Source organism: Catenibacterium sp. GCM10023432 (assembly GCF_042651925.1).
In the GTDB taxonomy this organism is placed as follows: domain Bacteria; phylum Bacillota_I; class Bacilli_A; order Erysipelotrichales; family Coprobacillaceae; genus Catenibacterium; species Catenibacterium mitsuoka.
In genome coordinates this window covers 1-11424 of sequence record NZ_JBHSEB010000033.1, presented here as the reverse complement: position 1 = coordinate 11424, position 11424 = coordinate 1, and the positions used below count along the sequence as shown (strand labels likewise).

The window sequence follows — 11424 nt, the reverse complement described above, 5'->3', positions numbered from 1 at the left end:
AAACCCTGTAAAACAGGGTCACGAAATAAGGTCTCTTTTTTATCGTGTCCATTTTACAGGGTCCATTTTACACTTTTATAGGTTTTATTTAATTTTCATAAGATACTGTTACGTTAGTTAAAGTATCCTTTAATACTTTTGTATTTGGATCACCTTTTGCATTTGGATCTACATCCGCATTAGTTAGGATTTTAATCTTTCCATCTTTTACTTCTTTGAATACTTTATCGTAATCAGCTTTCTTAAATTTCTTTAATCTTGAGAAATCAGATGAAAGTCCAACATAGTTATCTTCTGCACCTAATAAATGAGCGCCACCTTCAAACTTGTCATTGAAAGCATTTGTGATTTCATCAAATACAGTCTGTTTAACACCCTTCATAGCTGAAGTGATAACAGTCTTAGAATCATCTTTCTGGTCACTATCTACACCAATAGACTTCTTGTTAGTATCTTCTGCAGCTGCGAAGACAGAGTTACAAATCTGACCACCACAAGAGAAGATAACTTCAGTTCCGCTATTATACCATCCAGTAGCTTTAGTTTTGATTTCTGGAGATTCATTGAAGTTATTAACGTAAGTATATTTTGCACTAACGTTTACCTTCATTTCCTTTGCAGCAGCGTTAGCACCCTGTAAGAAACCGTAACCATAGTTAATTACTGCAGGAAGTGCCATACCACCCATGAAACCAATCTTTGTGTAGCCATCTTTTACAGCAGCATAGCCAGCTAAATAACCTGGCTGCTGTTCCTTATAAGTTGCACAGTAAACATTTTTCGCAATGTCAACAGGATTGTCTTTTTCATCAGTAGGTGTGAAGTCAATCGCAATGAACTTAACGTTCTTATATTTTGCTTCATTCTGAATAGTTCCTAATGCAGCAGCAAATTTGAATCCTGGTAAAACAACGACTTTTGCACCATTGTCAACAGCGTTCTTGATCTGATCCTTATAACCAGCAGTATCGAATGAAGCAGGTTTATAATATTTATAACCTTTATCATTCTTAGTTCCATACTCTTTTACCGCTTCCCAAGCTGACTGGTTGAACGACTTATCGTTAATTCCTCCAGAGTCAGTGACTAAAGCGATTTCTGGTTTTTTAGATTCTTTACCTGAACCGCAGCCAACGAGTACCATTGAAAGTACTACAGCAGATGCCATAAGCTTTTTCATATTATTCAATTCCTCCTTTTGATATATAATCATTTTAACACTTTAATGCTACTTTATAAAGTGTTACCGCTTAATTAATCAAAAAAAGAAGATATCCTAAATATCTTCTTCGCTATAACCTCGAATATAAACTTCCCTTGGTTTAGAACCTATCTGTGGACCAATAACACCATTTTGTTCTAACTGATCCATGATACGAGCTGCTTTATTATAGCCGATTCTGAACCTTCTTTGTAATAAAGAAGTACTTGCACGTTGTTCTTTAATGACAAATTCACGACATTCTTCATATTCTTCTTCTGTATCATTTAAAGAATCATTGACTGAAGATCCGCCATTTGATACTTCTTTCGCATTGACATAATTATCATCATAGTTTGCATCCATCTGTTTAGAAACAAACTCTACAACACGACTCACTTCTTCATCTGCCACAAAAGCACCCTGTACACGTACTGGTGAGCTAGAACCCATTGGACTAAAGAGCATATCCCCTTTTCCAAGCAGTTTTTCAGCTCCTGTTGCATCTAATATTGTACGTGAGTCAACACTAGAAGATACTGCAAAGGCAATACGTGATGGAATATTCGCTTTAATAACACCAGTAATAATATCAGTAGATGGTCTTTGTGTTGCGACAATAAGATGAATACCTGCCGCACGTGCCATCTGTGAGATACGCATAATACAGTCTTCTACTGTTTTAGAAGCGACCATCATTAAATCAGCTACTTCATCTAGGATGACAACATGATAAGGCATGATTTCTTTTTTATCTTCTTCTTTGGCTTTTTCATTAAACTTCTTTGCATAGACATTATAAGATTCCATATTACGCTGTCCATTATCTGCGAACACTTCATAACGTCTTTCCATTTCTGCAACAACCTGCTGTAATACTCCAGCTGCTTTTTTAGGATCAGTGACAACAGGAGATAATAAATGAGGTACGCCATTATAGTTAGATAATTCAACCTTTTTAGGGTCAACAAGAATGAGTCTTACTTCATCCGGTGTTGCTTTCATAAGAATAGAAGTAATAATAGAATTCACACAGACTGATTTACCTGAACCAGTTGCTCCTGCAATAAGTAAATGAGGCATCTTATTGAGTTCTGCAACAACCAAGTTACCAGATACATCTTTACCAAGTGGAACAGCTAACTTATTATCCCATGTATGATCACGCATAGAAAGCTGATAGACTTCATTAAATGGAACCATAGCTGCTGTCTTATTAGGTACTTCAATACCTATATAAGGCTTGCCTGGAATAGGTGCTTCAATTCTAATTTCTTTTGCAGCTAAAGCAAGCTGAATGTCATCTTGTAACTGTAATATTCGATTGACACGAGTTCCTGCTTCTAACTTGATTTCAAATTTAGTAACAGTGGGTCCAATATAGAGATGTACTACATTCGCATTGACACCGAATTCTTCAAACATGTTTTCAAGAATCCTGCCTGTGCTTTTTGCGTGTTTGGCTTCTTCTGATAAGTTGCCAGTATTACGAATAGGATTCAATAAATCAAATGAAGGAAGCTGATAAACAGCATCTTTGTATTCCATCTTTTTAGGTCTCTTCTTTTCAATATCAAGACGCATGCTCTTTTGATTGAAAGTGAGGTCAATATCTGGTTCCTTTAAAGGTTCTTTCTCTTCAAATACTTTATCTGGGAAGAATCCTTTTTCTTTCTGTTTAGGGGCAAAGAAATCTTTGACTTTAGTTTTCTCTTTCTTATTTTCAAACACTTCTACTGCATTTTGTGCTTCCTGTTCATTCTGTTTTATCTTATATTGATGAATATACTTACTAGAGAATAATACAAGACCAGCTAGCAGCAAAATAATACCAAAAATAAGAGTTCCAATAGGAGAAAATAAAGCACTTAAAGGGGCATATAATAATGAACCGATAAGACCTCCGCTTGTCACACCATCATGCTTTATATAATTATTCATACTACCTGTTGAATGCATATTACCGGCATATGTACAAATAAGCAGTATACCAATAATCATCATAATCAGTCCTACTGCCTGAGGACCCTTCCATTTAGGAGACTCACCCTTAACAACAAAATAAGCAGATATAATAGAAAGTATGATAAGAATAGGATAAATCATCATACTACCAAAAATATAAACCATAAGTGTATGGAAAAATCTACCTACGATTCCTAATTGGCATATGCTTATAAAGAATATAAATAATAAAAACAAAGCAATTAATCTTGTTTTTATCTTATTAGATTTATTTTCTTCTTTTTTCGGCTGTTTTGATACAGGTGCTTTTTTAGGCTTTTTTGTTTTCTTTTCAGCCATATTTTCACTCCCTTTCATAGTTGTAAAAAGCAGGAATAAATCCTGCTTAGATTTCTACTACAACACCAATAAATACAGGTTTTTTTCCTGTTTCTTTCATAATATAACGCATAGATAGTTCTTTCATCTCATTACGTATATCCTGAACATCCATCTGGGGATCATCTTTTAACTTAGAGACAACGCCTTCACAGATGTTAATGATTTCTTTGATGACATAACCAGAATCCTTTAAATAAACAAATCCTCGAGTCTGACAGTCTGTCTGGGCAATAATTTCTTTTGTACGTGCATCAATAGTGACACCCACAACAACAATACCATCATTAGATAATTGAATACGGTCATCAATAACCTTTTCACCCACATCTCCAACGCCGATACCATCAATCATGACATCTTCGATTTCAATAACTTCTCTACCCTCTTCAAGTTGTCCATTTTCGAAAGTACACTTTTCACCATTATCTAAAATCACAATATGATCATTATCAATACCCATTTCATTTGCGATATGTGCATTGGCTACAAAACGACGGTATTCACCTTTAATTGGTACATAGTATTTAGGGTTAAATAACTGAATAAATACTTTAATGTCTTCAATAGATGCATGCATTGAAGGTAATTGTTTATTCTTAAGAATATGAACATCTGCTGGCGTTCTGAATAAATCATTCTGAGCTTTATTCGCAATCTTTTCTGTACCAGGTAGTACTGGAGAAGCAACAATAAATGTATCGCCTTCTCTGATCTTTAATAATTCATCTCCACCATCAAGAATATCACAAATATCACTATAAATAGTATTAGGTGCACCACTCAAAAGGATAACATAACTTGAATCCTTAGCGGGAATACCAACATTTTCTTTCTTGCCAAGATATTTACTTGGAACAGTAATAACAGGCTTATGTGTTGTTTTTTCTAGACGAATAATACTATTTGTCTGGTCATATTTATCACGTCCATAGAAGACAATCTGACGATGATACTTTTTAGTGAGTTCGACAATTTCTTTTGTTCTAAAGACATTCTGGGCATAAGAAGAAATAATAATTCTGCCAGATGCATCTTCAAACATAGATTCAATCTTATTTGTAAGTTTGTGATTTGGTGAAGTATAACCAGGATTGCTTGCTCCTGAAGATTCAACCATTAAGGCAAGAACGCCTTTCTTACCAATTTCCATCATCTTTTGGATATTACATCTAAATCCTTCAGGAGAACCAAAATCAATAATAAATTCTCCACCATAAACAACATATCCATCAGGTGTCCAGATAGCAACACCAACACTTCCTGGAATAGAATGTGTTTCAGGGAAGAATTCTACTGGAATACCTGCAATCTTAATAGAATCATCACGTCTTACACGAATCAATTCCATATGAAGATTTTTTTTCTGATGTCTCTGATAATGATCAATCATCATTTCAATTAAATCGGCTGTTAAACTAGGTGCATAGACAGGAACACCCTGAACTGCATTCAATAAGTAGGGAAGTGCAGCCATTACATCATTATGTGCATGTGTAATAATAATAGCAACAATATCCTTCTTTCTTTCAATTAAATAATCAAAACTTGGAATGATAATATCAACACCAAGTTTATCCAAATCTGGGAAACGATAACCAGCATCAATGATGAAGATCTTTCCATTAACTTCTATACTGTACATACTCTTGCCTACTTCGGCCTGACCACCTAGAGGCATGATTTTAACATTATTGTGTTTCATAAAACTCCTTTCAATATGTTCAACTTATCACATTTAATATATTTTAGCATATCTTTCTACTCTTCTCAAATAGAAGCCGTTATAATGAAGCAGGAGGTTTTTATGGTACACATCATTTTTCTTACAATACTTGCCTATTTTGCGACAAGACTCAGTCCAATACGCAATAATCTATCGGGTGTCATGAGCATGGCACAATATCATTATCCAATGCAGTGCTTCTTTTTTGTGTTTTTGATGTATTACTGGTATCAGCTCTATAAGATAACCAAACGCAAAGCACTTGTCCATATATCAGGGATATGTCTCATAATTAGCTTATTTATGCCCTTTAAAAGATCAAGTCATGATTTCTTTTCAGAATGTCACACTTATGCTAGTTTTATTGGAATCGTATTTGTAGTCATCACTTTCGCAATGATTCTCTATGACTTACATCAAACCAATACATACTTAGCTTATAAATTATTACAGCTATTGATGTCATTATGTATCATGTTAACGACTGTACTATGCTTTCTTGCGGATATTACAGGTCTTTTTGAATGGCTTGCCTTTTTGTCCTTTATCATCTTTTTAGAGGCTTATAAACGCTCTATTTGATGTTATCTTTTAGATAAGCAGCACTTGGATGTTTTTCATCATAATAGACAGCGACTTCCTGCCCTACTCTTAAAGTACCTAATACAGGTACTTTTCTTTTTGACTTAAACAAAAGTAATTGTTTTGCTGGTTTTAAAACAGCGTCTTCTTTAAGAGCATATACATGATGATCCACCACATATCTTACTGTTAATGTAATTGTTTGACCTGTATTTACTATATTAATGATTGAACCAGTTGTTTCTGTCATACTAATCACCCTGCTTTCTTAGGTATTATAGCACGATTTGACTGATTGTTTTTAGTATAAGATACATTTTTTAATAAGGGACTTTCACTATTTTCAAACATCTTTTTAATAATATCTTCTCTGATATTACATTCATCTAGCATTTCAGTGTTTTTAATCAAAATTGCAGCACTCTTAACTGGAATAGTTACCAGCTGAGCGAGTTCCTTTTGACTTACTCTGCGTTTACTTGTCAAACATAAATATAATCCTAATATAAGTGAATTTGGATTATCTAGACATTCAGAAAAAACAGTATGTGCGAGTAGATCTTCTTTATGGCCACATTTTGCACATATGAAGCATCTGTTTTCCTGATCATATATATAATGAGAACTGCCACATTCCTCACAATGATAGCCTTCTGGCCACTTAATATTATAAAAGAAACGAATTCCGGCAAGGGAATCATTCATATAAATATTCATCAAACGATATAAAGAGTGTTCATTTTTTAACATATTCATCACCAATTCCTTTCTACATCTATGATTATAAAGGATTTTAATAAATATTTCTCGTAAGATAGCACTCATAATACCTATAATAAGGTGTTTTAAATAAATTCTTTTTAAAATAATGTACAAAAAAACCTCGGATAAACCGAGGTAATTGCTAGATGGCGTCCACGAGGGGATTCGAACCCATGACCGCACGCTTAGAAGGCGTGTGCTCTATCCAGCTGAGCTACGTAGACATTTCTCTTGACTGCTCATGTATAATAACATGCCAAGAGATGCAATGCAAGCCTTTTTTTACATAAAAATACTTGTATTTTCTTCAAAATTAAGAAACACATGGTTTATTCAATTTTTTTTGAATATTATAAATCATGAAATTCTGGAACCATTTGACTATAAGTACAATATTGTTTAAAGCCGAGTTCTTTTAGTTCTTTTTTTGTATCCTCTATATAAGCACCTAAATGATCTTCTTGATGACTATCACTGCCGATTGTAATAATTGTACCACCTAGTTTTAAATATAATTTTAAGATATCTCTAGAAGGTGTCAGGTCACCTATCTCATAACGTACAGAAGAAGTGTTGATTTCAATTCCTTTGCCATCTTTTATGACTGTCTCAAGAATTTGCGTAATCATTTCTTTGTGGTTATTAAAACTGTCATAACCATCATGATCATCATAACGTTTAATAAGATCCATGTGACCTAGAACACTATAATCATGATAGAGATTCACGACATCATATAACTCCTGATAATATCTTTCATAATATTCTTTTTCTGTTCTACCCTTTTGGTAATCTCCTGTCCAGAATTCCAGATCACCTACCTGATGAATAGAAAGAATAATAAAATCAAAAGGATATTGTTTAAATAGAGCGTCATATTTTGGAATGGTATGTACCTGAATACCAAATTCCAATCCAAACTTTAAAGTCATCTGGTCTTTATATTTCTCTTTTAAGTATAGATATTCCTTATAATATTCAGGATAATCAACATTAGAAATTGGCTGACCATTAAGATATACGGGACCAAGAGGATCATCTACATCTCTTTTGATTCCATAATCAACATGGTCAGTAAAACATAATTCATTTATTCCTTTTTTGATACCATCCTTAATAACATCTTCCATTTTGTACACTGAGTCATCACTATAGATAGTATGAACATGATAATCGCACAACATAATATTCACCTCAGTTTTATATTAGCATGAAAAAAAGGATGCGTGAACATCCTCTTATTAAGAAATTCTTCCATCTTTCATTTCATAAACAGTATCTGCAATATTCATAGTAGATATTCTATGAGAAACGAGTACGATTGTTTTTTCTTCTGAAGATTCTTTTAATGATTTCAAGATAATCCCTTCATTAAGTGAATCAAGGTTTGAAGTGGGTTCGTCCATAAGGATCATTTGTGCATCATGCAGAAAAGCACGGGCGATGCCGATTCTCTGCTTCTCACCACCAGATAAGGTATCCCCCTAGTTCTCCTACTTTTGTATCATAACCATTTGGAAGAGTCATGATGAAGTCATGAATCGAGGCTTTCTTAGCTGCTCCCATAATTTCAACACGTGTTGCCTTTGGTTTTGCGATTGCGATACTACTCGCAATTGAATCATGTAAAAGATGCGTTTCCTGAGTGACATAGCTTTCCATGTCACGAAGATGTTTGGTAGGAATCTGCTTGATGTCTTCTTCATCTATTGTAATGGCTCCTTGATTGACATCCCAGAAGCGCATGAGTAATTTAAGTAAAGTAGATTTACCAGAACCACTGACACCATGGATACCTGTAATCTTTCCTGGTTCAAGTTTTAAAGAATAATCATCAAGAATTGTCTCATCTTCATAAGAGAAAGTGACATGATCCATTAATGCCCCTTTAAATACATTGCTGCTTTCCATGTCCACTTCTATTTCCTCAACTAAGGGCTTTTCTTCAAGTAATGAAAGAACACGTTCACCACTTGCGAGAGTTTGATTCAGGTTATTAGAAAGACTAGATAAAGCGACAACTGGTCCTAAAGATCCCATCATTGATAGAGTACATGTAATAATACCCTCAAAACCTAATTGATGGTTTAGATAAAGTGACAATGTTAAGAAAAGTATTCCAAATGAAGCAAGTAAGATAACCATATTTGTGAAAGAACGCTGTGCACCTTCTCTAAAGCTTAAATATTCTTGCTGATCAGCAAGCTCCTGAGAACGTCTAACAAGTTCTTTTTTTCTTTCGTCTCCCTGTCCATACTGGATGGCTTCATCTAAACCACATAGTGAATCTAATACAAAGCTATTTAATTCACCAAAACGAGTTCGAAAAGCCATTCCTCCTTCACTTCTTAATTTACCATTAATAATAGGAATAACAACGCCCACAACAATTTAAGCCACCAAAGCAAGTAATCCTGCAAGAATATGATAATGACCAATAAAGACTACCATGATTAAAGAAGACAACAAAGCAATCGCAATTGGTGAAATAGTATGTGCATAAAATACTTCAAGAAATTCTATATCTGTTGTAATGATGGAAATAAGATTTCCTTTATCACGAGATTCCAATTTTGCAGGGCAGAGCTTCTGTAATGCTGCAAATACCTTATGGCGAGTAATAGCCAATAATCTAAATGCGATACAGTGATTACAGTATTGTTCAAGATAGTGGAGAATTCCACGTAATAAGGCAATAATGATCATTGTTGTCATGATTGTTTTAACAGGTATAAAGACAAGTCTTGTGTTTCTCATTCGATAAAAAAGTACTGGGATCAGTCCATGCTTAACCACTTGTCCTGCAAGTATAGTAAGGAAGATGGCGCATAAATAACCTATTGTACCAAGAAGTATTGCAGCTACCATAACAATTAAAAGAGGTTTGAGTAAACCAAAGAGTTGTCCCATGATTTGAATTGCACTTCTACGTTTTTTTTATTCATTATACAGTTCCTTCCTTTCCATAGTTTTCTAAAGCAATCTGACTATCATAAAGGTGCTGATAAGCATCATTTTGCCTCATCAATTCTTCGTGTGTGCCATTTCCCTTGACTTCACCATCTTGTAAGAAGTAACTCACATCACTCTTAACAACATTTGCCAAACGATGAGAAATAAGCAGTACAGTCTTTATTTTAGCTAATTCATGAATGACATTCATGATGAGTTCTTCACTTTCAATATCTATTTTAGAAGCCGCTTCATCAAAAATATAAACAGAAGCATTTTTCTTTAGTAGAGCACGGGCAATCGCCAATCTTTGATATTGACCTCATGATAAATTAGAGGCTTTTTCTAATAGCTTTGTCTGTAATCCATCTTGTGTGTTAAGAAAACCTAATAGATTGACCTTTTCAAGTACAGCTTCTAATTCCTGCTTGGTAGCATCAGGACCTGCCATACGAAGATTATCTTCAACTTTGCCTTTAAATAAATAACTATTATGTCTTACTAAAACAACATGATTCATTAAATCTTTTTCATTAATATTATTGAGATGAACGCCACCAATTGTAATATCTCCTCTATAGCCTTTATTCTTACCTGCAAGAATACCTGCAATTGAGCTCTTACCACATCCAGGTTCTCCCACAAGTGAAATAAAAGATCCTCTAGGTAATGTCATATTAATGCCCTTTAATATATCTCTATTCTTTTCATAAGAGAAATGAGCATCATTCAATATGATATCTAAATTACTATGAGGTAATAATTCCTTGCCTTTACTTTCAATTGGTAGATCAAGTATCTTAAATATCTTATCACTTGTTGCCATACCATTCATTGCAATATGGAAGAATAAACCAAGCAGTCTTAAAGGTAAAAAGAATTCACTAGCAAGAAGAATGATATAAAGCGTACCTGACATAGAAATATGTCCATTGAGGTATTCTGATAAGGCAACAATCATACCGACAGCTGCCCACCATAAGCCATGATATCCATCACACTGATGGAATTAAGCTGCATTGTAAGAACCTTCATTGTGATTTTAAGGAACTTTTCAGATTCTTTATCCATTTCTTAAGCTTTCATCTTATCAGCCTGATAAATTTTTTAATGTAGTTAACCCTTGAAGATTTTCCAGGAACGAATCTCCAAGTCCTGTATAGACTGACCAGTAATTACTTAAAAGCTTTTTCGCAAACTTCTGAACAGCAACAATGGAAATAGGAATAAGAGGAACACAGATCAGCAGTATAACACTCGCTTTTAAATTAACCTGGCTAAAAATGATAAAGAGTGTAATAGGAGCGAGTAAACTATAGAAGAATTGAGGAAGATACTTTCCAAAATAAGTTTCTAACTGTTCAACCCATTCTGTAGAGACCTGTACAACTTCAGAAGAAGATACATATTCGTTATAAGATGCGCCTGTACGAAGGATATGGTCATAAATCTTTTCTCTTAATATACGTTTGACATCAACACTGACAAGATAGATGAGCGTGCACTCATACGTTCACATATATAACGAATAACGATTACTCCAAGCAATAATAGAAATGTTGATTTAAGAATACCAAAAGTAAGCGTGTTTTTTAAAACAGCATCTAATAGTTCAGCAATTGTAAAAACGCCTTTGATTTGTGCAAGTAAAGAAATCCATTGCCAGAAGACAGTATATATAATATATTTTTTAGAATACGACAATAGTCTTATGAGTCTTGTTTTGATTATGATAATATTATTTCTTTTATACTACATAACATATGCCAAAAAGCTGTTTTTGGATCATAGTGTTAAACCGCAAACTCTACCCATAATAAAAAGTAATAAAACCGCAAATTAAATTAATAAACAGGTG

Annotated in this window: 10 protein-coding genes, 1 tRNA gene and 1 pseudogene; 1 reads left to right on the top strand and 11 read right to left on the bottom strand. The window is 34.0% G+C overall.

Annotation, left to right across the window (positions count from 1 at the left end):
* Positions 1 to 88: 88 nt before the first annotated feature.
* The 3 genes from ACFOZZ_RS04575 to ACFOZZ_RS04565 form a co-directional block, all read right to left on the bottom strand.
* Positions 89 to 1180 (bottom strand): BMP family lipoprotein, encoded by a 1092-nt coding sequence (locus ACFOZZ_RS04575; protein ID WP_329967209.1) that lies wholly within the window; start codon positions 1178 to 1180, stop codon positions 89 to 91.
* A gap of 96 nt (positions 1181 to 1276) precedes the next feature.
* On the bottom strand, positions 1277 to 3505 hold the full coding sequence (locus ACFOZZ_RS04570; protein WP_376814819.1) for an FtsK/SpoIIIE family DNA translocase: 2229 nt from the start codon (positions 3503 to 3505) through the stop codon (positions 1277 to 1279).
* 46 nt (positions 3506 to 3551) lie between these two features.
* On the bottom strand, positions 3552 to 5249 hold the full coding sequence (locus tag ACFOZZ_RS04565; RefSeq protein ID WP_278861474.1) for a ribonuclease J: 1698 nt from the start codon (positions 5247 to 5249) through the stop codon (positions 3552 to 3554).
* Positions 5250 to 5351: 102 nt separating this feature from the next.
* On the opposite strand from ACFOZZ_RS04565, the gene ACFOZZ_RS04560 reads away from it, so the two are divergent.
* Entirely contained in the window at positions 5352 to 5852 is a 501-nt protein-coding gene (locus ACFOZZ_RS04560; RefSeq protein WP_147556364.1) for a hypothetical protein, read from the top strand.
* Here ACFOZZ_RS04560 and ACFOZZ_RS04555 read toward each other — a convergent pair.
* The 8 genes and pseudogenes from ACFOZZ_RS04555 to ACFOZZ_RS04520 all read right to left on the bottom strand — a co-directional run bounded on the left by ACFOZZ_RS04555 (position 5845) and on the right by ACFOZZ_RS04520 (position 11004).
* Positions 5845 to 6102: a DUF3592 domain-containing protein gene (locus tag ACFOZZ_RS04555; RefSeq protein ID WP_055234464.1), complete on the bottom strand. Its 258-nt coding sequence runs from the start codon at positions 6100 to 6102 to the stop codon at positions 5845 to 5847. The two genes, ACFOZZ_RS04560 and ACFOZZ_RS04555, sit on opposite strands and share 8 nt — an antisense overlap.
* A 5-nt stretch (positions 6103 to 6107) precedes the next feature.
* Positions 6108 to 6602 (bottom strand): hypothetical protein, encoded by a 495-nt coding sequence (locus tag ACFOZZ_RS04550; protein WP_147556365.1) that lies wholly within the window; start codon positions 6600 to 6602, stop codon positions 6108 to 6110.
* A gap of 159 nt (positions 6603 to 6761) precedes the next feature.
* Positions 6762 to 6838 (bottom strand) — tRNA-Arg (locus ACFOZZ_RS04545).
* A 126-nt stretch (positions 6839 to 6964) separates the two neighbouring features.
* Positions 6965 to 7798 carry a histidinol-phosphatase HisJ family protein gene (locus tag ACFOZZ_RS04540; RefSeq protein WP_055288695.1) on the bottom strand — a complete coding sequence of 278 codons (834 nt, stop codon included), beginning with the start codon at positions 7796 to 7798 and terminating at the stop codon, positions 6965 to 6967.
* 57 nt (positions 7799 to 7855) lie between these two features.
* A pseudogene (locus ACFOZZ_RS04535) lies at positions 7856 to 9524 on the bottom strand (amino acid ABC transporter ATP-binding/permease protein).
* Between the two features lie 34 nt (positions 9525 to 9558).
* On the bottom strand, positions 9559 to 9873 hold the full coding sequence (locus ACFOZZ_RS04530; RefSeq protein ID WP_376814818.1) for a hypothetical protein: 315 nt from the start codon (positions 9871 to 9873) through the stop codon (positions 9559 to 9561).
* A 15-nt stretch (positions 9874 to 9888) separates the two neighbouring features.
* The gene (locus ACFOZZ_RS04525; protein WP_376814817.1) at positions 9889 to 10527 is read right to left on the bottom strand and encodes an ATP-binding cassette domain-containing protein; all 639 of its coding nucleotides are present in this window, start codon (positions 10525 to 10527) and stop codon (positions 9889 to 9891) included.
* Between the two features lie 129 nt (positions 10528 to 10656).
* Positions 10657 to 11004: an ABC transporter transmembrane domain-containing protein gene (locus ACFOZZ_RS04520; RefSeq protein ID WP_320803748.1), complete on the bottom strand. Its 348-nt coding sequence runs from the start codon at positions 11002 to 11004 to the stop codon at positions 10657 to 10659.
* Positions 11005 to 11424 lie beyond the last annotated feature (420 nt).